The sequence below is a fragment of the Bradyrhizobium cytisi genome (assembly GCF_008123515.1).
GTDB lineage: Bacteria > Pseudomonadota > Alphaproteobacteria > Rhizobiales > Xanthobacteraceae > Bradyrhizobium > Bradyrhizobium cytisi.
This window is the reverse complement of record NZ_VSSR01000024.1, coordinates 116,331-136,560: the sequence shown is the minus strand read 5'-3', so window position 1 is coordinate 136,560 and position 20,230 is coordinate 116,331. Positions and strand designations below refer to the sequence as shown.

Annotated in this window: 18 protein-coding genes and 1 pseudogene; 10 read left to right on the top strand and 9 right to left on the bottom strand. The window is 64.8% G+C overall.

Annotated features, from left to right (window positions below; translation table 11 throughout):
* Window positions 1-67: 67 nt before the first annotated feature.
* The 4 genes from FXB38_RS16655 to FXB38_RS16640 all read right to left on the bottom strand — a co-directional run bounded on the left by FXB38_RS16655 (window position 68) and on the right by FXB38_RS16640 (window position 3,577).
* Complete coding sequence (locus FXB38_RS16655) at window positions 68-946, bottom strand: ABC transporter ATP-binding protein (RefSeq protein WP_187434929.1); 879 nt, start codon at window positions 944-946, stop codon at window positions 68-70.
* Window positions 934-1,713 (bottom strand): ABC transporter permease, encoded by a 780-nt coding sequence (locus FXB38_RS16650; RefSeq protein ID WP_148751941.1) that lies wholly within the window; start codon window positions 1,711-1,713, stop codon window positions 934-936. Before FXB38_RS16650 ends, FXB38_RS16655 begins: the two co-directional genes overlap by 13 nt.
* Window positions 1,710-2,711 (bottom strand): NrtA/SsuA/CpmA family ABC transporter substrate-binding protein, encoded by a 1,002-nt coding sequence (locus tag FXB38_RS16645; RefSeq protein ID WP_148751940.1) that lies wholly within the window; start codon window positions 2,709-2,711, stop codon window positions 1,710-1,712. Before FXB38_RS16645 ends, FXB38_RS16650 begins: the two co-directional genes overlap by 4 nt.
* A 203-nt stretch (window positions 2,712-2,914) precedes the next feature.
* Window positions 2,915-3,577 (bottom strand): DedA family protein, encoded by a 663-nt coding sequence (locus tag FXB38_RS16640; protein WP_148751939.1) that lies wholly within the window; start codon window positions 3,575-3,577, stop codon window positions 2,915-2,917.
* 297 nt (window positions 3,578-3,874) lie between these two features.
* Between FXB38_RS16640 and cobS the strand changes: the two genes are divergently transcribed.
* The 5 genes from cobS to FXB38_RS16615 all read left to right on the top strand — a co-directional run bounded on the left by cobS (window position 3,875) and on the right by FXB38_RS16615 (window position 9,702).
* Entirely contained in the window at window positions 3,875-4,873 is a 999-nt protein-coding gene (gene cobS / locus FXB38_RS16635; RefSeq protein ID WP_148751938.1) for a cobaltochelatase subunit CobS, read from the top strand.
* A 92-nt stretch (window positions 4,874-4,965) separates the two neighbouring features.
* Window positions 4,966-6,867 carry a cobaltochelatase subunit CobT gene (gene cobT, locus FXB38_RS16630; protein ID WP_148751937.1) on the top strand — a complete coding sequence of 634 codons (1,902 nt, stop codon included), beginning with the start codon at window positions 4,966-4,968 and terminating at the stop codon, window positions 6,865-6,867.
* Complete coding sequence (locus tag FXB38_RS16625; RefSeq protein ID WP_148751936.1) at window positions 6,864-7,934, top strand: esterase-like activity of phytase family protein; 1,071 nt, start codon at window positions 6,864-6,866, stop codon at window positions 7,932-7,934. The genes cobT and FXB38_RS16625 overlap by 4 nt, the downstream gene beginning before the upstream one ends.
* Window positions 7,935-8,077: 143 nt before the next feature.
* Complete coding sequence (locus tag FXB38_RS16620; RefSeq protein ID WP_148751935.1) at window positions 8,078-9,190, top strand: NADH:flavin oxidoreductase/NADH oxidase; 1,113 nt, start codon at window positions 8,078-8,080, stop codon at window positions 9,188-9,190.
* Window positions 9,191-9,294: 104 nt separating this feature from the next.
* Window positions 9,295-9,702 carry a hypothetical protein gene (locus FXB38_RS16615; RefSeq protein WP_148751934.1) on the top strand — a complete coding sequence of 136 codons (408 nt, stop codon included), beginning with the start codon at window positions 9,295-9,297 and terminating at the stop codon, window positions 9,700-9,702.
* Window positions 9,703-9,706: 4 nt separating this feature from the next.
* Here the strand turns inward: FXB38_RS16615 and FXB38_RS16610 are convergent, their stop codons facing one another.
* The 3 genes from FXB38_RS16610 to FXB38_RS16600 form a co-directional block, all read right to left on the bottom strand.
* Window positions 9,707-9,952, bottom strand: a complete 246-nt coding sequence (locus tag FXB38_RS16610) for a PilZ domain-containing protein (protein WP_187434928.1) — start codon at window positions 9,950-9,952, stop codon at window positions 9,707-9,709.
* A gap of 296 nt (window positions 9,953-10,248) precedes the next feature.
* On the bottom strand, window positions 10,249-11,595 hold the full coding sequence (locus FXB38_RS16605; RefSeq protein WP_148751932.1) for a T6SS phospholipase effector Tle1-like catalytic domain-containing protein: 1,347 nt from the start codon (window positions 11,593-11,595) through the stop codon (window positions 10,249-10,251).
* Window positions 11,596-11,820: 225 nt separating this feature from the next.
* A complete protein-coding gene (locus tag FXB38_RS16600) occupies window positions 11,821-12,165 on the bottom strand; it encodes a hypothetical protein (protein WP_148751931.1) in 345 nt (114 codons plus the stop codon).
* Between the two features lie 199 nt (window positions 12,166-12,364).
* Between FXB38_RS16600 and FXB38_RS16595 the strand changes: the two genes are divergently transcribed.
* The 3 genes from FXB38_RS16595 (at window position 12,365) to FXB38_RS16585 (ending at window position 13,453) form a co-directional block, all read left to right on the top strand.
* Window positions 12,365-12,640 (top strand): hypothetical protein, encoded by a 276-nt coding sequence (locus tag FXB38_RS16595; RefSeq protein ID WP_148751930.1) that lies wholly within the window; start codon window positions 12,365-12,367, stop codon window positions 12,638-12,640.
* A complete protein-coding gene (locus FXB38_RS16590) occupies window positions 12,637-12,933 on the top strand; it encodes a hypothetical protein (protein WP_148751929.1) in 297 nt (98 codons plus the stop codon). The genes FXB38_RS16595 and FXB38_RS16590 overlap by 4 nt, the downstream gene beginning before the upstream one ends.
* A 241-nt stretch (window positions 12,934-13,174) precedes the next feature.
* Window positions 13,175-13,453: a DUF1488 family protein gene (locus tag FXB38_RS16585; RefSeq protein WP_148751928.1), complete on the top strand. Its 279-nt coding sequence runs from the start codon at window positions 13,175-13,177 to the stop codon at window positions 13,451-13,453.
* A 64-nt stretch (window positions 13,454-13,517) separates the two neighbouring features.
* On the opposite strand, the pseudogene FXB38_RS16580 reads toward FXB38_RS16585, so the two are convergent.
* A pseudogene (locus FXB38_RS16580) lies at window positions 13,518-14,348 on the bottom strand (PP_RS20740 family protein); the annotation flags it as partial.
* Between the two features lie 192 nt (window positions 14,349-14,540).
* Window positions 14,541-14,846, bottom strand: a complete 306-nt coding sequence (gene rpmB / locus FXB38_RS16575; protein ID WP_148751926.1) for a 50S ribosomal protein L28 — start codon at window positions 14,844-14,846, stop codon at window positions 14,541-14,543.
* A gap of 579 nt (window positions 14,847-15,425) precedes the next feature.
* On the opposite strand from rpmB, the gene FXB38_RS16570 reads away from it, so the two are divergent.
* Window positions 15,426-16,235: a DUF3108 domain-containing protein gene (locus FXB38_RS16570; RefSeq protein ID WP_187434930.1), complete on the top strand. Its 810-nt coding sequence runs from the start codon at window positions 15,426-15,428 to the stop codon at window positions 16,233-16,235.
* A 584-nt stretch (window positions 16,236-16,819) separates the two neighbouring features.
* Window positions 16,820-20,230, top strand: coding sequence for a helicase-related protein (locus FXB38_RS16565; protein ID WP_148751925.1), 3,411 nt, complete (start codon window positions 16,820-16,822; stop codon window positions 20,228-20,230).

Genomic DNA, 20,230 nt, shown 5'->3' with positions numbered 1-20,230 from the left:
GCCCGCTCCCTCGTAGCCGGGCGATGCCATTCAAGAGCCATGCCAGCTCGCGCTATGAGGACACGCGCTAGGCGACCGTTTCCATTTGCTCGAACGCCTTGCGGCCTTCGCTCCGGATCAGATCGAGGCAGTCCCGCTTGAGGGCGAGATAGGCGGGGTCGGTCAGGATGGCGCTCGAGCGCGGGCGTGGCAGGCCTACGGAAAGATCGCGCAGGATGCGACCCGGCCCGGCGCTCATGATCAGCACCCGATCCGACAGCAGAATAGCTTCGTCGATGTCGTGCGTGACGAAAACGATAGTGGCGTTGATCCGGCCGCGAAGTTCGAGAAGGTTGTCCTGCATCACCGCCCGGGTCTGCGCGTCCAAAGCGCCGAACGGTTCGTCCATCAGCAGGACGCGCGGCTGGTTTGCGAGAGCCCGGGCAATCGCCACCCGCTGCTGCATGCCGCCTGACAGCGTATGCGGATAGGCGTTGGCGAATTTTGTCAGCCCGATCATTTCGATTAGGTCGTCCGCGATCCGCAGTGCCTCCGCTTTCGACTTGCCGAGCGCGCGCGGTCCATGCGCGATATTGCGACGCACCGATTTCCACGGGAATAGATGCGGCTGCTGGAACACCATCCCTACATCCGGCCTGGGTCCCAGCATCGACTCGCCGGCCACCGTCACCAGGCCTTCGAACGGCTGCTCGAGACCGGCCATCGCATTCAGGAGTGTAGATTTGCCGCAGCCCGACGGGCCGACGAGCGAGACGAATTCGCCCGGCATGACGGCCAGAGACACCCGGTCCACCGCAATAACCTGGCCGCGCGGCACATCGAAGACGATGCTCAGATCCTCGACGCGGATGATCGCCTGAGGTGTTGTCGATGAAGGTGCGGGCGGAGCATCCACCAGCCGGAGCGGCAGGGCCGGACGAAGGGGGTTGTGCATCAGCGCCACCATACGGCGCGTTCGGCAATGGCCGCGAAGGAACGATCGGCCACGAATGAGAGCAGTCCGAGCGCCGCCAGCCCTCCCATGACCTGTCCGGTCTGCATGTTCTGTTGCGCAATCTCGATCCGGTAGACGATGCCCGCAAACGCGCCCGCCAGCTCGGCGGCGACCAGCGTGTAAAAGGAGATGCTGACGGCGGTGCGCAGGCCGACGACAATGTAGGGAAGCGCACCCAGCAGGACGATCTCCGATAGCATCTGCCGGCGCGGCGTGCCGAGCATCAGCGCGGCGCGAATGAGGCCGCGGTCGACCTTCTGCACGCCGATATGGGTCGCGAGCCACACGGTGAAGAACACACCCCAGACGACCAGAAACAGTTTGCCGGCCTCCGACAGCCCAAACCACAGGATCACGATCGGCACAAAGGCGATTGGAGGGATCGGGCGAAGAATGTGGAACAAAGGGGAGAGCAGGCTCGAGACTAGCCTGAACTCGCCTGTCAGGACGCCGAGCACGATCCCACCCGTGGCACCGATCAAAAATCCCGCAGTGACGCGGAAGAGGCTCGCGGAAAGGTCGCCGAAAAACTGGCCGCTATGGATCCAGTCGAGGACGGCGACGGCGACCGTCGAAGGCGGCGGAAACAGCACCGCGTTGACGATCCGAGATCGGGCGATCAATTCCCATACGCCGACGAAGGTGGGCACGGAGAGCACGCCGACAAGCACGCTAAGGCGCCCGGCCGCGTTCGCACGGCTGCGTCTGCCGACGCTCATGGATTGGCCGACAGCGTCACACGTGCGGCATCAAGTGCCTTCAATGGCGCAGTCGCGATGATCTGTAAGAAATCGGGCATCCCGGCCCCGGGCGGATGATTGCCGGTTGCGAGCCGCCAGGCCGCGTGCGTCTTGAGCGTCTCGAGCAGCTTGTCGTCAAGGCGCACATGATAGACGTAGTCCGGCCAGATCAGCGTCAGCTCGTCGCGTTTCATGCCGGTCGCCGTGGCAATGATGTCAATCGCTTCATCCGGATAAGCCTTGACCCAGCCTTCGGCCTCAATGAGGGCAGCCAGGAATTTGCCGATGACCGCAGGGTTGGCCTCCAGATAGGACCGCATCACAACGACGTTGAACGTCTCCGAGTAGAGCCCCTTGGTGTCGAGCAGGACGGCACCCTCGCCGAGAGCTTTCTTTGCATTCGCCACATGCGGCTCCCAGGTATCGAATGCATCAATGCTCCCCGCCGCCAGGGCGGGAAGCATCTCCTGCGGGCGAAGATTGACGAGCGTAACGTCCTTGGCGGTCAATCCGGCCGCCTTTAACAGGACCGCTGTGTAGACCTCGCTGCCCGTCCCGGCCGTGAAGCCGATGCGCTTGCCGCGCAAGTCGGCCTTGGTCCTGATCGCCGCGGACGCGGCCGTCATCGTCTTCAGATCCGAGTATTCCATGCCGGCGACGAAGGCGATCGGCTGCTGGGCCATTGCGGCCGCCGTTACCGGCGCTTCGGCGGTCGTTGCGATATCCGCTCCTCCTCCGACCACCGTATCGAGGCACTGCTTTCCGCTGGTGAAGTTCGAAACGGAGATATCGAGCGCCTGCTTGGCGAACAGGCCTTTGGTCTTGGCGACGATCGCGAGACCCGAAATCGGTCCGAGATTCTGCGCAAGCCGTGCCTTCAGCACATCTTCGGCTTTAGCTCCGACGCCGGAATTCAGGCCGACCGCATACGTCGAGATCGCCAACAAAACCACGCGAAGAGCTGTGTTCGAGCGCATGCAACCACCCCCAGGAACGTCGGCGGCCGCAACGGCCAGCCTGCGATTGGATGAGGGTCATCCGAAGGCAACGCGCCGTGAAGCAATTAATCGACAACTCATCCCGCTGGCAAATATTTGCGCATCGCGGATGCGCAGCGGACCGCAATTTAGGCAACGGAGCGCTCCATGCGCCCGCCTCTTGTGCTGCCGGCCGAGCCCGTTCAGACCCGCGGCTTCGCCGCTGCCGCGATGCCGTCGCCGTTCCGGCGACGGATGATCCAAACCGTCACGCCCAGCACGATCGCGACGGCGACCACGGTCAAAATCCAGATGTGTTTGACCGGATGCCCCTCGTGCGGCACCCCGAAATATTGGTGGAAGGCCGACACCGCCAGCACGCCCGGCAGCACATGGGCCGGGGCCCAGACCAGGATCGCGGGGATGTTCACCGCGTAGAACTTTGCCGGCGCCATGCCGAGCGCACCGGCGGTCACCGGCACGAAGGCGCGGATCGGCGGCACGAAGCGGGCGAAGAACACCGCCCAGGTGCCGAAGCGGTGGAAGAAGGTTTCGCTCTCCTCGACCACGCGCGGATAATTGGTCATCGGCCAGGTGTTGAGGATCTTGCGCTGCTGCCGGTGCCCGATCCAGTAGGCCGAGCCGTCACCCAGCACGGCGCCCACGGCGGCCGCGAGCAGCACCCACTGCAGCTTCAGGTCGCCGCCCGGAATCAGGGCGCTCAGCGCCAGGATGATGGTCGAGCCCGGGATCACCGACCCCACCACCGGCACGGCTTCGAGAAGCGCTGCCAGGAACAGGGTTAGATAGGCCAGCCACGCGTGGACTGAGACGAAGGATATCAGGGGATCAAGGAATGACGTCACGTCGTCTCTGTGGTGGGCTGGGGCATTCGGGTTCAGACCCTTACACAAGTAGTGAGAGGCGGTGAAAGTGCCATTCGCCTGGGCAGGGCGCCTGTCCGGCGCGAAATTTGGGCGAGATTTGCAGGGCAGCCTTCCCAAAATCGCGTTCCTTGCCTATCTAAATGAAAAGACAATGGAACTTTGATTGGCGCGCGGGCTTCTGCAGGCCCGTGGTCTCTGATAGGTTCGCAATCGCACCCAGCCGCAGCCAACGTGCAAATAACTGGTCTCGGGATCGCCCGGGATCTCGGAGGATTGATGACGACCGCCGCCTTGTCCAAAGTTGAGGAAATTTCCGGTCTGCCCGACATGAAGGTGTCGGTGCGCCAGGTATTCGGGATCGACAGCGATCTCGAAGTGCCGGCCTATTCCGAAGTCGATCCTCATGTGCCCGAAGTCGATTCCGACTACCGTTTCGACCGCGCCACCACGCTTGCCATTCTCGCCGGCTTTGCCCGCAACCGCCGCGTGATGGTGACCGGCTATCACGGCACCGGTAAATCCACCCATATCGAGCAGGTCGCAGCCCGCCTGAACTGGCCCTGCGTGCGCGTCAACCTCGACAGCCACATCAGCCGTATCGATCTCGTCGGCAAGGACTCGATCGTGGTCCGCGACGGCAAGCAGGTCACCGAATTCCGTGACGGCATCCTGCCCTGGGCGTTGCAGCACAACGTCGCGCTGGTGTTCGACGAATACGACGCCGGCCGCCCGGACGTGATGTTCGTGATCCAGCGCGTGCTGGAGGTCTCGGGCCGCCTGACGCTGCTCGACCAGAACAAGGTGATCAAGCCGCACCCGTCGTTCCGGCTGTTTTCGACGGCCAACACGGTCGGCCTCGGCGACACCTCGGGCCTCTATCACGGCACCCAGCAGATCAACCAGGGCCAGATGGACCGCTGGTCGATCGTCACCACGCTCAACTACCTCAGCCATGACGAGGAAGTGGAGATCGTGCTGGCGAAGGCCAAGCACTATCGCACCCAGGAAGGCCGCGACATCGTCAACAAGATGGTGCGCCTCGCCGATCTCACCCGTAACGCCTTCGCCAATGGCGATCTGTCGACGGTGATGAGCCCGCGCACGGTGATCACCTGGGCTGAGAACGCCGACATTTTCGGCGATATCGGCTTCGCGTTCCGCGTCACCTTCCTCAACAAGTGCGACGAGCTCGAGCGTCCCCTGGTCGCCGAGTTCTACCAGCGCTGCTTCAACGCGGAGCTGCCGGAATCGGCCGTGAACGTGGCGCTCAGCTGATCTCTCGATTGAACGTCACTGATAGTTTCCTGACACAAGAGCGGCCGGTGGTTATGGGTCCCGGCCTTCGCCGGGACGACAGATAGGGTCAGATGACCACCTCCAACTCCAAATTCCGCAACACCAAGGAAGCGCCGACCGAGCCGTTCAAGCGCTCGGTGGCGTCCTGCCTGAAGGCGATCGCGAAGTCGCCCGAACTCGAGGTGAGCTTCGCCGCCGAGCGCCCGGGCCTTGCGCCCGGCAAGGCGCGGCTGCCGGAGCCCGCGCGGAAAATGACCAAGCGGGATGCCGCGATCGTGCGCGGCCACGCGGATTCGATCGCGCTCAAGATCGCCTGTCACGACGCAAAGCTGCATCGCAAGCTGATGCCCGGCAATCCGCAGGCGCGCGGCGTGTTCGAGGCGGTCGAGCAGGCCCGGGTCGAGGCGATCGGCGCGCGCCGCATGGCGGGCGTTGCCAGGAACCTGACCGCGATGCTCGACGATCACTTTCATCGCGGCAAGTTCGACGAGATCACCGACCGCGCCGACGCGCCGCTCGCCGATGCGCTGGCGATGCTGGTGCGCGAGCGCCTGACCGGCATGGCGCCGCCAACGGCTGCGAAGAAGATGGTCGATCTTTGGCGCCCGATCCTCGAGGACAAGATCGGCAGGCGGCTCGACCGGCTTGATAACCTCGTCGAGGACCAGACCAGGTTCGGCGACGCCGTGCACGATCTCTTGACCGCGCTCGAGCTCGGCGACGAGCGCAGCGCCGACAGCGAGGACAATGAGGACGACGACGAGAACCGGGACGGCGACAACGACCAGTCCGGTGCCGAGGGTTCGCCCGATTCCGATGCCGCGCAGGAGATGAGCGCAGACCAGGCGCAGGCCTCGAGCGAGGATATGAGCGACAGCGCGATGGAAAGCGCGCAGGCCTCGACGTCGGATACCCTGGACGACGGCGAGCTCGGCGACGACGAGACGCCGGGCGAGGCGACGCGCCCGAACGCGCATGGCAAGAACGAGCCGCGCGGGCCGGAATATCACGCCTTCGCGCCCAAGTTCGACGAGGTCATCGCCGCCGAAGATCTCTGCGACCATGACGAGCTGGAGCGCCTGCGCGCCTATCTCGACAAGCAGCTCGCGCACCTCCAGGGCATCGTCGCCCGCCTCGCCAACCGGCTTCAGAGGCGCCTGATGGCACAGCAGAACCGCGCCTGGGAGTTCGATCTCGAAGAAGGCATCCTCGATCCCGCGCGCCTGTCGCGCGTGGTGACCGATCCCCATCACCCGCTGTCCTTCATGCACGAGAAGGAGGCGACGTTCCGCGACACCGTGGTGACGCTGCTGCTCGACAATTCCGGCTCGATGCGCGGCCGCCCGATCACGGTCGCCGCGACCTGCGCCGACATTCTCGCGCGCACGCTGGAGCGTTGCGGCGTCAAGGTCGAGATTCTCGGTTTCACCACGCGCGCCTGGAAGGGCGGACAATCGCGTGAGGCGTGGCTTGCCGCCGGCAAGCCGGCCAGTCCCGGCCGCCTCAACGATCTCCGCCACATCATCTACAAGTCCGCCGACGCCCCGTGGCGCCGCGCGCGAAAGAACCTCGGCCTGATGATGCGCGAGGGGCTGCTGAAGGAGAACATCGACGGCGAGGCGCTGGACTGGGCGCACAAGCGCCTGCTCGGCCGGCCCGAGCAGCGCAAGATCCTGATGATGATCTCGGACGGTGCGCCGGTCGACGATTCCACGCTGTCGGTCAACCCCGGCAACTATCTCGAGCGGCACCTGCGCCACATCATCGAGGAGATCGAGACCCGCTCGCCGGTCGAGCTGATCGCGATCGGCATCGGCCACGACGTGACGCGCTACTACCGCCGCGCGGTGACGATCGTGGACGCCGAAGAGCTCGGCGGCGCCATCACCGAGAAGCTCGCCGAACTGTTCAGCGAGACCAACACCGCGCCCACGCAAGCTCCCAATCGCCCGCGACGCAAACTGCATTCGTGAGCACGCATCAATCCCGCCGCGGCTTTCTCGGCCACGCGGCGGCGGGATTTTCCACTCTTGCACTGCCTCGGCTCGCGCAAGCGCAGTCCGCGCCAAAGCCGGCGCTGGCCGAGCACGCCGTCACCGAGCCCGTCAGCATCGAGGTCAACGCGCGGCCGATTCCCGACTTCGAGCCGCGCGACCGTTCGCGCGTGCGGTTCGGCTCGTTGCAATATCGCAGCGGTCTGGTGCTGACCTCACCGCATCGCGGTTTTGGCGGCCTGTCCGGCTTCCGCTTCCTCGATGACAAGGGCGGGCGCTTTCTCGCGCTGTCAGATCAAGGCACCTGGTTCACCGGCGCCATCCGCTATTCCGGCAGCAAGATGACCGGGCTCGACGACGTCGAGGCCGCGCCGATGCTCAACGCCGAGGGACGGCCGATCACGGAGAAGCGGCTCTGGTACGATACCGAGTCGCTCGCGCGCGACGGCTCGCTGGTCTATGTCGGGCTCGAGCGCGTCAACCAGATCATGCGCTTCGACTTCGCCAAAGGCGGCACCCGTGCCCGCGGCGAGGTGGTGCCGACGCCGCCTGCGGTGCGCAAGCTTCCCTACAACAAGGGGCTCGAGGCGCTGGTGTTCGTGCCCAGGGAGATGAAGGGCCAGCCCCTCGCGGGCACGCTGATCGCCCTGTCGGAAGGCGGCTTCGATGCCGACGGCAATCTGATCGGCTTCTTGATCGGTGGTCCCTCGCCCGGCCAGTTCAGCATCAAGCGCACCGACAAGCAGTTCATCAGCGACGCCGTGCTGCTGCCTTCGGCTGAGCTGCTGATCCTCGAGCGCAAATTCTCCTGGTTCACCGGCATCAACATCCGCATCCGGTCGCTCCCGTTGAAGGCAATATCGCCCGGCGCATTGGTCGACGGCCCCGTGCTGTTCGAGGCCGATCTCGGCCATGAGATCGACAACATGGAAGGCATCGACGCCCACGTCACGGCCGCGGGCGAGACCGTGCTGACAATGGTGTCGGACGATAATTTTTCGCTGCTCCAGCGCACCCTGCTGTTGCAGTTCACGCTGGTGGATTAGTCGCCTGTTCCGTGACGACGGCCCGTCGTGCCCGCAATGCATGGGGCCGCCAGCGGCCATGCCGCCTGCGCAACTGGCAATTCGCCGTCGGCCTACTAGACTTCATGCAATCGCTTTCATCCCTCCATTCCCGGATTCCCCGCATGAGCGCCCTGTTCTCCCCGATCAAGCTGCGCGGCCTGACCTTGAAGAACCGCGTCGTGGTGTCGCCGATGTGCCAGTATTCGGCCGAAGACGGCGTTCCCACCGACTGGCATTTCGCCCACATCAACAATCTCGCGCTGTCGGGCGCGTCGATGTTCTGCATCGAGGCCACCCATGTCGAGGCGATCGGCCGCATCACGCCGGGCTGTCTCGGGCTCTACAGCGACGCCGCGGAGGCCGCGCTGAAGCAGATCCTCACCTCAGTCCGCAAGCATTCGACCACCGCGATCGCGATGCAGCTCGCCCATGCCGGCCGTAAGGCGAGCAGCGCGCGGCCCTGGGACGGCGGCCAGCTGATCCCGCAAAGCGAAGGCGGCTGGCAGCCGGTGGCGCCGTCGGCGCTGCCGCACAAGGAGGGCGAAGCTGCACCCGTGGCGCTCGATGCCGCGGGGCTGAAGCGCATCCGCGAGGCCTTCGTCGACAGCGCGAAGCGCGCGATGCGCATCGGCATCGATGCGATCGAGCTGCACGGCGCGCACGGCTATCTCATGCATCAATTCCTGTCGCCGATCTCGAACAAGCGCACCGACGAATATGGCGGGTCACTTGAAAATCGCATGCGCTTCCCGCTCGAGGTCTACGACGCAGTGCGCGCGGTGGTCCCGCACGACAAGCCGGTCGGCATGCGGGTGTCGTCGACCGATTGGGTCGAGGGCGGCTGGGATCTGGCGCAGACCATTGAGTTTGCCAAAGTGCTGAAGGCGCGCGGCGTCGACTGGATCGATGCTTCCTCCGGCGGCGTCTCGCCGCTGCAGAAGATCGCGCTCGGCCCCGGCTATCAGGTGCAGTTCGCAAATGCGATCAAGCGCGAGACCGGATTGCCGACCATCGCCGTCGGCCTGATCACCGAAGCCAGGCACGCCGAGGAGATCGTCGCCTCCGGCAAGGCCGACATGGTCGCGCTCGCCCGCGCCATGCTCTACGACCCGCGCTGGGGCTGGCACGCCGCAGCCGAGATCGGCGGCGAAGTCGAAGCCCCGCCGCAATACTGGCGCTCGCAGCCGTCGACGCAGAAGGCGCTGTTCGGGAAGACGACGTTCGGAGCGCGGTAAGGGAGTAACCGGGCACCTCACGCATCCGTAACTCCCCCAACCTTCCACCCGCGGCAAAACAGGCCTAACCTCCGCCCATCCGGGGGGCGTCTCGGAGGCCCGGCATGCGATTTGGTGTCCGCAAGACTGCCCATGTGCTGGAACGGATCGGGCTCGCGATGGCGGGCGCAGCCTGCGGGCTGTTCGTCGGCGCCCATGTCGGATCGGCGATCCCGTCGCTCACCACGCAGGGCTTTCTGCTGCTGATGATGCTGCTCGGTGCCGTCGGCTTCTATCTCGGCATCGACACGCCGCAACTACCCTTCGACGCGGCCCACAGCCAGATCGACGCCGCGGAATTGTTGAGCTCCGCCGGCACCCTCTGCGCCACGCTCGCCTCGCTCGCGTCAGTCGCCGTCATCGTGCTGCGGCTCGATCCGCACGACGCGGCTACCTGGCTGGTGTTCGCCGGCTGGATCGGTGGCGTCGCGATGCAGATCGTCGCGGGCGCAAAGGCGAGGATGCGGGAGTAGTCCTCTAAAACACCACGCCCACGCGCGTGCCGCGCTTCCAGGCGATGCGGCAGCGTTTCTTGGTGTTGACGTGCAGCAGCTCGAACCGATCGGGGATCTTGACCTGTCCGCCGAGATCGATGCAGGCGCCGCCCGGCGAATAGTCCACCAGTGTACAGACGATGACCGGCGCACGCGCGTCGGTGATGATCTTGGCCTGGCGGGACACCAGGCCGGCGGGTTTCACGCGAGCATGTCGGCGCGGATGCATTGGCACTCTCCTCCAATACCGCGGACAACGCGGTGGCAGGTTGCAATGATGCCGAAGAGATGATGCGATCACGTTGAGGTCGCGGTGAGAATTTTAATGAAAAGTAGCGGCGATCGGGGAATGTTGCGGTAGCGGGGTGGGGTACCGTGGCCGCCTCAGGCACCGCCGGGAGTGTAGCGCGACGCCGTCTCTACACTCTCCGTCATTGCGAGCGCAGCGAAGCAATCCAGTCTGCCACTGCGGAAAGACTCTGGATTGCTTCGCTTCGCTCGCAATGACGAGGAGAGGCCACGGCTTCACTCTCCGACCATCACCTCGCCGCTACCGTCCGCCGCCAGCTCCACCCCCGGCGCCACCGGCATCGGCACCGTCACAAAATCCTTCGGCATATTCACCGGCCGATAGTCCGGCTCCACCGCCATCCGCTTCAACACGCTCTCATGCACGTGCGCGCCTTCGGGGATCAGCCGCGGCTCGCAATCGGGGATGTAGAAGCCCAAAAACACCTTGCCCAAAAACACCTTGCGCGCCGGCCATTCCTTGTAGCTCGCGCGCTTCGGCAAGAATTCCAGCATGCGCCAGGCCGCACTCATCGAATTGTGCAGCACGCCCGCCTTGCCGGTAAAAGCCGGCGGGACATATTGGAACGGCGAGGCCTTACGCTGGATGCCCCAGGCGAGCTGGTTCACGGTGCGCGGGTTGAAGTTCAGTCCCGCCTTCGCGGCCTCGTCGATCATCCAGATCAGCGGGTATTTCGATTCCGCGCTCTCGGCCTCGGGATAGCCGCCGCCGACGTCGCAATGCACGCCGGCGAACCACACCTGCAGGATGTCCTGCTTCTCCTTGCTGTGGTCGGGCACGAAGCGGTTGCTCCAGAATTCCTGCGGCTCCTCATACGCTTTGAGGCGAAACATGCAGCGCCGCTCGTCGATCGCGATCGCCTGGCGGAAGATTTTGACGCTCGGATTGCGCAGCGTGAAGGCCAGCTCCTCCAGGCTCGGCCAATACAGCCGGTCGGCGCGCGGCACGATCACGCTCGCCACCGTGTCCCAGACGCCGATGAAATGGATGGTCGGCCAGCGCGACGAGGTGATGCGGGCGAATTGCGCGGCGAGATCGAACTGGTCCTTCGGCAGCGGCCCATCCTCGTCGCTGCCGCTATCCTTGAGGTCCTCGATGTCGTTGCCGCGCCCGAGCCCGGAATATTGCTTGTAGGCGACGAGGCCCGAGCCTGCGAGGTTCGCCTGCTCCGGCGAGATCAGCCCAATTTTGTGGATCAGCCCCGCCAGCACCCGCACGGTGTAGGCGCCGCGCGAAAACCCGAACAGGTAGATGCGATCGCCGGGCGCGTAGTGCTCGACCAGGAAGCAGTAGGCGTTGAGCACGTTGTCATCGAGCCCGTAGCCGGTGGCGAGCCCCAGCACCAGGTTGATGTCGGCCTTCCAGCGATTCCACGTCGACGGCTCCGTCACCGTGCCGACGCCGGGATCGTAAAACACCATCTGCCGCGGCTCGGTCTTGTCGGTCTTGCGCAGGCAGCGATAGAGCTTCAGGACGTTGGAGATGTTCTCCGAGATCTCGTTGCCGGTGCCGTCGCAGCAGATGACGAGATTCTTCGGCTCGGTTGTGCGCGCGTGCTCCACAGTGGGCCCCTCCCGGTGATGCTACCGGAGCGAGTATAGCCGAAAAGCGCGGCGGCGAGGAGACGAGGGCTGCGCCAGTTGGATGCGCGGTCGTGCCACAAACTCGTCATGCCCGGGCTTGTCCCGGGCATCCACGTGCTGGTTTCCGCGTAACAAGAACGTGGATGGCCGGGACAAGCCCGGCCATGACGGGCTCTATCGATTTGGCCGAGCGCGCTTGCTAACCTACTTCTTCTTCCCCTGTCCGATCTCCGGCTGCCACGCGTCCTTGCGGGTCGGCGCCGCGGCGATCACCTTGGTCTTGTCCTTCTTCGGCTTCTTGGCTTCGCGATTGCTGCGTTGCTGTCCCTTGGCCATGATGTTGGTCTCCTGTGCGGGTTTGAGTTCGTCCAGTTCGTCCGATTGCAGCACGCGTCCGCGCGGCGTGCAGACGCGCACCTCCATGAAGCCGTCGCGCAGCAGCTTTCGCGCCATCCGGAGCGCGACATTGGCGTCGCTGCGGCCGTGATGGGCGCTGCCGTATTCGCCGGTCGCCCAGATCAGATAGGGCACGCGGATCGGCCTGGCCATGGCAATGCCCGTCTGAGTTGCGATGATGCGTCGAGCCTACGCCCGCACCACACCATTAGCGAGGCCTAAAACTAGCGAGGCCTAAAACGCCGCGCACCAGCCGCGGTATTGATAGTGCTGGCTATTGGCGCGCCGAGAGCGCATGGTTGCAACCAAGCTGGCGTCGGCTGGGGCCGCTCTCGCAGGAAGGCAGGCGTGCATGACCATCCGTTCGCGGCGGGAGACCGTCACGTTCAGGCATCCGTTCCGCATCCACGGTATCGATCGGATGCTGCCGGCCGGCAGCTATCAGGTGATCGCCGACGAAGAGACGATCGAGCGCGAGATGTTCTCGGCCTGCCGCCGTGTCGGCACGTCGATCGTCGTGCCCGTCGACGGCATGGTCGGCTCCATGGAGACGCTGTCGATCCGCGCGCCCGATCTTGCGGATGCGATAGCGTCCGACGCGAGCGTCGCCCAAGAGCCTCGCCAATGACTGAGATTCCCGTCGATCTCGACAAGCACCGCGGCATGGCCGCCCAGAAGGCGACCGACCTGCGCCGTGCGCTGGCCGAGGTCGAGAGCAATGTGAGGCAGCTGCGCGAGCGCGAGGCCGATCTCGAGAACCGCCTGATGACGGTGCCCGCCGGCTCCTGGGCCGAAGCCGCCGTGAAGGCGCGCTATCTCCTCAACCTCTACGCCGCCAGCCTCCCCACCGAAGACACCCGCCACCGCGCGCTGGTGGCCGCCCTGTTCGACGACTTCGCGAGATTAGGCGGGGACAACTGAAGGCGGCGGGGACACCTCTCCCGCTCGCGGGAGAGGTCGGCACGTCGGGCGATGCGAAGCATCGTCCCGCGCGCGGCGGGTGAGGGCTCTCTCCTCATCGGGGTTCTCGCCTGCAGAGACACCGCCACCCGCATCCGCCTTCGCCAAGGTTCCGGCCGCCAACACCGAGAGATGGCGGCGAACCACCGCCGTCACACCGCGTTCAGTCCTCAGCAAGCAACCCGCGTCAAAGGAGCACCCCATGACCCTCACCAGCGGCCGTTTCATCGGCCACGAACAGGACCGCGGGATCGTCCAGTTCTCGATGCAGGACGGGCCTAAGGAAGTCCCGTGCGCGATCTCGACCTCCGCGATGGACGATCTCGAACGCGGCCCCAAGGCCCGCCACAACGAGCGCGAAGCCCAGTTCACCCGCCTCCGCGACCGCATCGAAGCCCAAGCCGCGAGCAAGTACCGCGCGACGGAGTTCGAGGGCACCCCGCCGGGGATCGTGCTGCGGAGCATTGATTTTCGGGGGTAGGGGAGACGCTATGCTATCGGAGCAACCATAGCGGAAAAGGGATCGTGTGAGTGCCAAGGTGATTCTACTTCGCCCATTTTGCGTAGGCGGCGGTGTCGTACCTGGCCGCCTCAAGAAATCGGCTTGAGTTTTGAACCATCTCTTCAAATAGATTCGGATCATTCGCTAGGAGTTGATCGACGTCTCGATGGTTTGCAACCCTTTGGACGAGCTTCGTAGCAAATCGGCATTCGTCTATTTCTTGTGACGCGACGGCAGAGATATCAAGTGGATCGGCTACTGGAATTGTATGTGGTGTGAAACGCAATGCGATAGAAACTAAGTCCGTTGTCGGTGCCGATCCTTCGACACGATATCCCAATACGCTCTTTAACTCGGCGCTGGATTGATAGCTTATTGCCAATGTTAAGAGCCATTTGCAAACTCCGACCAAGAAGACGCTGTGTACTCCCGCGGCCGTTTTAAGAGATTCAGTAAGAGAGGCCTCGTCTGAAATTTTGAATTCCTGCAAGGAGAGGTCGCGGAACGGTCCGCACTCAACGAGATTCTGCCTGTAATGCCCCTTAAATCGTTTCAGCGTCTCGGCATGAACGTGATTTAATCCCACGCGCGTTGTCAGCAAAAGTAACCAAGGGGTCTTCCGTCGAGTTTGAATTGCCATGAGCCTGGCCACGGCATTGTAATAGTTGTCATTGAACAGCCCAGCTTCCTCAATGGCGAAGCTATCACAAAGGTCTAGATTGATCACATCGAACGGGCCGAATTTTCGGATTTTGGCCCAAGCCATGGAATCGTCGTTGGCTACTGAGCGAAAGTCGTCTGGAATGACTTCGGATATTGGGTCAACGTGATTTAGCTTCGTTACCTCGTCCAAGGAGATATTGAGTTCAATCTGCTCGTTGCTGTGAGGTGCAAGGCCGCATAAATTGCACCAGCTTCTTCATGCCATTGTCGGTCGTTCAAATGCTCACCTTGCCCCACAAACAAAAACGGCCGGATCTTTCGATCCGGCCGCGACGCAGAACTCTACTTGGCTAAGCCTACGCCACGCGACGCAACTTAGCCCCCGCCCGAATCCAAAATTCGCTTAGCTGGCCTTCTTGACCGGCGCGTCGCCGACCTTTTTCTGGATGGCGCGCTTCAGCTCGAGGGCGCGCGGCGACAGCACGTCGGCCTTGGCCTTGAGCAGGAAGGCATCTAAGCCGCCATTGTGGTCGACGCTCTTCACCGCGTTGGTGGAGACGCGCAGGCGCACGTTGCGCTCCAGGGCTTCGCTGATGAAGGTCACGTTGACCAGGTTCGGCAGGAAGCGGCGCTTGGTCTTGATGTTGGAGTGGCTGACCTTGTGGCCGACGAGGGGGCCCTTGGCCGTCAGTTCGCAGCGGCGAGACATGTCACTAATCCTCAGTTTCGAGCCCCCAACGAGTTGCGGCCGCCATCCGGGGCGCCACGGGGGCAAATTCTCTGTCCTTGCAGGGAGCGGCGGACGTATAGGGGGGAAGGGGCGGGTAGTCAAGGCGACGGGCCGTTTTGGGCCCGTCGTCCCGGGGCGGGCGGGAGCCCGAACCCGGGATCTCGATCGGCATATTCAGGTGTCATCGCCCGCGAAGGCGGGCGATCCAGTATTCCACCGGCGGCGCGGCTGGAACAGAGAGGCCGCGGCGTACTGGATGCCCCGCCTTCGCGGGGCACGACAGCGGAGCAAGCGGGGAGATGTGGCGGCGCCCGCGGCTGCCCCGATCACCAAAACGGCAATGTTTAAAGCGCCTTACCATCACATAAAGGGCGCATTCACCGCCGAAAGACTCCGGTGAGTTCCCGGCTTATCGTGCCCGGATACATTGCTTGCGGCCGTAACAGGCTTAAGTAACACCCACTCGCGTCCCGATTGGATCGTCTCGTGCACACCTCGCCCCTCTTTCTGCCCCGGCTGCAGTCGGCCGGCAGGCTGGCCTTTGTCGCCCGGCTGGCGCTGGCCGCTGTCGGCGTGCTGGTGCTGGTGTGGGCGGCGGAGCCGGCGGCAGCGCAAGGCAAGCTCGAGGCGCAGTATGAGGCGACGCTGTCGGGCATTCCGGTCGGCCGCGGCGCCTGGAACATCGATATCCAGGACGACGTGTTTTCGGCGGCGGCCTCCGGCGGCACCACCGGCATCCTGAAATCGTTCGCGGGCGGGTCCGGCACCGGCGCCTCGCAGGGGCGCGTGGTCAACGGCGCGCTGGTCGCGACCGCCTACCAGGCCTCAACCACCACCTCGAAGAAGACCGAAGAGATCCACATCACCCTCGACAAGGGCAATGTGAAGGATTTCGGCATCATTCCGGAGCCGCCTGTCGATGCCGACCGCATCGTCGTCACCGACGCGCATCGCCGCGGCGTGTTCGATCCGATGACGGCCTCGCTGGTGCGCGTATCAGGCACCGGCGATCCCGTGTCGCCGGAGGCCTGCCACGGCAGCGCGCCCGTGTTCGACGGCCGCATGCGTTACGAGCTGAAGCTCGATTTCAAGCGCATGGAGACGGTGAAGGCCGAGAAGGGCTATCGCGGCCCGGTCGTGGTCTGCGCGCTCTATTTCGTGCCTGTGGCCGGCTACATCCCCGACCGCCCCGTGATCAAATACCTCGCCGCCCAGCGCAACATCGAAATCGCCTTCGCGCCGGTGGCGGGCACGCGGATCCTGGTCCCGTTCTGGCTGAAAGTGCCGACGCCGCTGGGCCCGGCGATGCTGGAAGCGACCAGCTTCATCACCACCGCCCAGCCGCCAAGGGTGGCGAAAACGCAGTAGCCGCCGCTGCGACGCTCCCCCTAATCATAACAATGACTTAGCTACTGTGCATGGGGTTGTTTTCGCGAAAATGAGGTGGGGGTCATCGTTTTCGGGAATCCATTTGACTCCTCCCCAATTCTGATTCGACTCCGCGCCATCCCCAACTTAACGAAATCCGCCACCACATCGTCGCTTGTGCGACAGCCCAAAACTCCATCTAGTGCGATGGAAACAAGCGTCCCGCGACATGTTGCGTGAACGGAACAGGACTCACCGGGGAGTCAGCGATTCGGCCGCGATTCGTTCTGGAGTCGTTCCGAAGCTTAAGGCCACAGGGAAAAGCGTCGCAAAGTGAGACAGTTGCGCGGGATTTGGGGAAGCTGCTCCCACACGATCGGTGTCATCGTCCGGCTTGACCGGGCGATCCAGTACGCCGAGGCGGTTGTGGTGGAGCGGACAGGCCGCGGCGTACTGGATGCCCCGGTCAAGCCGGGGCATGACAGCGGAGAATTTGGCCGCGTTCGGAGACATGGCTGACAGCACCTCGCCGCCCCAAACAGCACTGACATTCGCCCCAATCGCCACTACCTAATCATTCAGACATGGCCTTTTCCTCTTCCCCCTTCGCCTCCGAGCGCGCGCTTTCCGATCGCGTGCCTGGCGCCGGCGTCACTGCGGTGCTCGGGCCGACCAACACCGGCAAGACCCATCTCGCCATCGAACGGATGCTCGCGCATTCCTCGGGCATGATCGGCCTGCCGCTGCGGCTCTTGGCGCGCGAGGTCTATAACAAGATCGTCGGCCGCGTTGGCCCCGAGGCCGTGGCGCTGATCACCGGCGAGGAGAAGATCAAGCCGAAGAACCCGCGTTACTGGGTGTCGACAGTCGAGGCGATGCCGCGCGACCTCGACGTCTCCTTCCTCGCCGTCGACGAGATCCAGATCGCGTCCGATCTGGAACGCGGCCACGTCTTCACCGACCGCATCCTCAACCGCCGCGGCCGCGACGAGACGCTGCTGCTCGGCGCCGCGACCATGCGCCCGATCATCGAGCGGCTGTTGCCCGGCGTCTCCATGATCACCCGTCCCAGGCTGTCGCAGCTGGAATTCGCCGGCGATCGCAAGATCACGCGCCAGCCGCGCCGCACCGCGATCGTCGCCTTCTCCGCCGACGAGGTCTACGCCATCGCCGAGCTGATCAGGCGCCAGCATGGTGGCGCCGCCGTGGTGCTGGGTTCACTGTCGCCGCGCACCAGGAACGCGCAAGTCGAGATGTTCCAGAACGGCGACGTCGATTACCTCGTCGCCACCGACGCCGTCGGCATGGGCCTCAATCTCGACGTTGACCACGTCGCCTTCGCCTCCGACCGTAAGTTCGACGGCTATCAGTTCCGCCGCCTGACGCCGGCCGAGTTCGCGCAGGTGGCCGGCCGCGCCGGCCGCGCCACCCGCAACGGCACCTTTGGGACGACGGGACGCTGCGGCCCGTTCGAGCCCGAGCTGGTGAATGCGCTCCAGAACCACATCTTCGACCCCGTGAAGATGCTGCAATGGCGCAACGCGAAGCTGGATTTCTCCTCGCTCGGCGCGCTCCAGGTCTCGCTGAACCTCGGCCCCGGCCATGAGGTGCTGACGCGGGCACCCATTGCCGAGGACATGCGCGTGCTCGACCACGCCGCCCGCGACGTCGAGGTGCGCGATATCGCGCATGGCAAGGCCGCCGTGGAACGTCTGTGGGAGGTCTGCCAGGTCCCGGACTACCGAAAGCTGTCGCCGGCCGCCCATGCCGAGCTCGTCACCACGCTCTACGGTTTCCTGATGCAGAAGGGCTGCATCCCCGATTCCTGGTTTGCCGCCCAGGTCGACCAGGCCGACCGCGTCGACGGCGACATCGACACGCTCTCGGCCCGGATCGCGCAGATTCGCACCTGGACCTTCGTCGCCAACCGCCCGGACTGGCTGAAAGACCCAGAACGCTGGCAGGGGATCGCGCGGGAGGTCGAAAATAAATTATCGGATGCGCTCCATGAACGCTTGACTGAGCGTTTCGTTGATCGCCGGACCAGTGTATTGATGCGCCGCCTGCGGGAGAACACGAGCTTGAATACGGAAATCGGCAAGACCGGCGAAGTCATCGTCGAAGGCCATGTCATCGGCCGCCTCGATGGCTTCACCTTTGCACCGGATGCGGCGGAAGCCGGCTCCGATGCGAAAGCCTTGCAGGCTGCTGCGCAAGCGGTGCTCGCCGGCGAGATCAACACGCGCGCCGAAAAGCTCGGCAATGCGCCGGACGATCAGTTCGTGCTGACCTCGGACGGCACCATCCGCTGGACCGGCGATGCGGTGGCGCGGCTGACCGCCGCAGAGGAGGCGCTGCATCCACGCATCCGCATCATCTCGGACGAGCGGCTGACAGGTAGCCCCCGCGAGAAGGTGCAGGCGCGGCTCGACCTCTGGCTCAAGACGCACATCGAAAAGCTGCTCGGGCCGATGTTCGAGCTGTCGAAGGCCGAAGACGTCACCGGCATTGCCCGCGGCATCGCCTACCAGCTCGTCGAGGCGCTCGGCGTGCTGGAGCGTCCCAAGATCGCCAACGAGCTGAAGGATCTCGACCAGCCCTCGCGCGCGACCTTGCGCAAATACGGCGTCCGCTTCGGCGCCTATCACATCTATTTTCCCGGCATCCTGAAGCCTGCCGCGCGTGCGCTGGCCGCGCTGCTGTGGGCGCTGAAGCAGGACAATGTTGATCTTTCGGCGCTTTCAGGTGCGCAGCATCTGGCATCGTCGGGCCGCACCTCGTTCCCGGTCGACAAGCAGCTGCCGCGCGATGCCTATCGCGTGCTCGGCTACAAGCAGGCCGGCGAGCGCGCCGTGCGCGTCGACATCCTGGAGCGCCTGGCCGATCTGATCCGCCCGGCGCTGGCTTGGCGCGAGAACGCGCCCGGCGAAAAGCCCGCCGGCGCGTTCGACGGCCGCGGCTTCGTGGTGACGCAGGCGATGACCTCGCTCACCGGCTCCGCCGGCGAGGATTTTGCCTCGGTGCTGCGCGCGCTCGGCTATCGCATGGAGAAGCGTGCGCCACTGCCGCCCAAGCCGGTCGCGCCTGCTGCCGAGACGCTTGCTGCCGAAGCTTCCGCAGAAACGCCCGCGACCGAGGAGGCCGCGGCGCCCGCAGATGCCGCGGCGCCCGCAGATGCCGCGATCGAAGCCGTCACCGTCGAAGACGCGCCCGGCCTGGAGCTGCATGACGAGGGAGCGCACGAAGAGCCGGCGCTCGAAGCCTCGCCCGAAGCGCCTGTCACGCCGGAAGATGCCCCCGGCATCGCGCCGCCGGCGGAAGAAACTGCTGCGCCTGCTGAGGCTGCTGCTGAAGCCGCTCCGGCCGAGATCGCTGCAACCGAGGCTGCCGCATCGCCCGATGCTGCTGCACCTGAGGCTGCGGCGGCGCCCGAGGCTGCTGCGGCACCTGCCGAGCCTGAGCTCGTCGAAGTCTGGCGTCCCGGTGGCCGTCACGAGGATCGCAAGCCGCGCCACGAGCGCCATCGTCATCAGCGCCACAACAACCAGCGTCCGCAGGCCGGTGCTGAAGCTGGCGCCGCGCCCGCGGAAGGCGAAGCCGCGCCGGCGGCCGATGGCGAGAAGCGCGAGCAGCGTCATCGCCACGGCGGTCATCGCAGAGACGGGGCTAAGGACTTCCGCAAGCCGCGCGAAGGTGGTGCCGAAGGTGCGCCGCGTCAGGAAGGGCGCGACGACAGGAATCGCAGCTTCCAGGGCAAGGACCGCGACAACAAGGATCGCAACCGCGACAACAAGAAGTTCGGCGGTGATCGCGACAAGGGCCGCGACAATCGTGGCCGCGACCGCGACAAGGGCCGCGACCGTCAGGGTGGTCCGTCGCTGCGTCCCTACGCCTCGAGCGCGAACCCGCGCGAGCGCGATCGCCCCGTCGATCCGAACTCGCCCTTCGCCAAGCTCGCTGCGCTGAAGGAGCAGCTGTCCGGTCGCAAGGAGTGA

What these genes read in the sequence shown, in the direction of transcription:
- cobT (WP_148751937.1), top strand. Translation starts at nt 4,966, where the DNA reads ATGACCACCTCCAACTCCAAATTCCGCAACACCAAGGAAGCGCCGACC.
- FXB38_RS16645 (WP_148751940.1), bottom strand. Translation starts at nt 2,711, where the DNA reads ATGCGCTCGAACACAGCTCTTCGCGTGGTTTTGTTGGCGATCTCGACG.
- FXB38_RS16565 (WP_148751925.1), top strand. Translation starts at nt 16,820, where the DNA reads ATGGCCTTTTCCTCTTCCCCCTTCGCCTCCGAGCGCGCGCTTTCCGAT.
- FXB38_RS16585 (WP_148751928.1), top strand. Translation starts at nt 13,175, where the DNA reads ATGACCCTCACCAGCGGCCGTTTCATCGGCCACGAACAGGACCGCGGG.
- FXB38_RS16615 (WP_148751934.1), top strand. Translation starts at nt 9,295, where the DNA reads ATGCGATTTGGTGTCCGCAAGACTGCCCATGTGCTGGAACGGATCGGG.
- FXB38_RS16620 (WP_148751935.1), top strand. Translation starts at nt 8,078, where the DNA reads ATGAGCGCCCTGTTCTCCCCGATCAAGCTGCGCGGCCTGACCTTGAAG.
- rpmB (WP_148751926.1), bottom strand. Translation starts at nt 14,846, where the DNA reads ATGTCTCGCCGCTGCGAACTGACGGCCAAGGGCCCCCTCGTCGGCCAC.
- FXB38_RS16595 (WP_148751930.1), top strand. Translation starts at nt 12,365, where the DNA reads ATGACCATCCGTTCGCGGCGGGAGACCGTCACGTTCAGGCATCCGTTC.
- FXB38_RS16655 (WP_187434929.1), bottom strand. Translation starts at nt 946, where the DNA reads ATGGTGGCGCTGATGCACAACCCCCTTCGTCCGGCCCTGCCGCTCCGG.
- FXB38_RS16610 (WP_187434928.1), bottom strand. Translation starts at nt 9,952, where the DNA reads ATGCATCCGCGCCGACATGCTCGCGTGAAACCCGCCGGCCTGGTGTCC.
- FXB38_RS16600 (WP_148751931.1), bottom strand. Translation starts at nt 12,165, where the DNA reads ATGGCCAGGCCGATCCGCGTGCCCTATCTGATCTGGGCGACCGGCGAA.
- cobS (WP_148751938.1), top strand. Translation starts at nt 3,875, where the DNA reads ATGACGACCGCCGCCTTGTCCAAAGTTGAGGAAATTTCCGGTCTGCCC.
- FXB38_RS16590 (WP_148751929.1), top strand. Translation starts at nt 12,637, where the DNA reads ATGACTGAGATTCCCGTCGATCTCGACAAGCACCGCGGCATGGCCGCC.
- FXB38_RS16650 (WP_148751941.1), bottom strand. Translation starts at nt 1,713, where the DNA reads ATGAGCGTCGGCAGACGCAGCCGTGCGAACGCGGCCGGGCGCCTTAGC.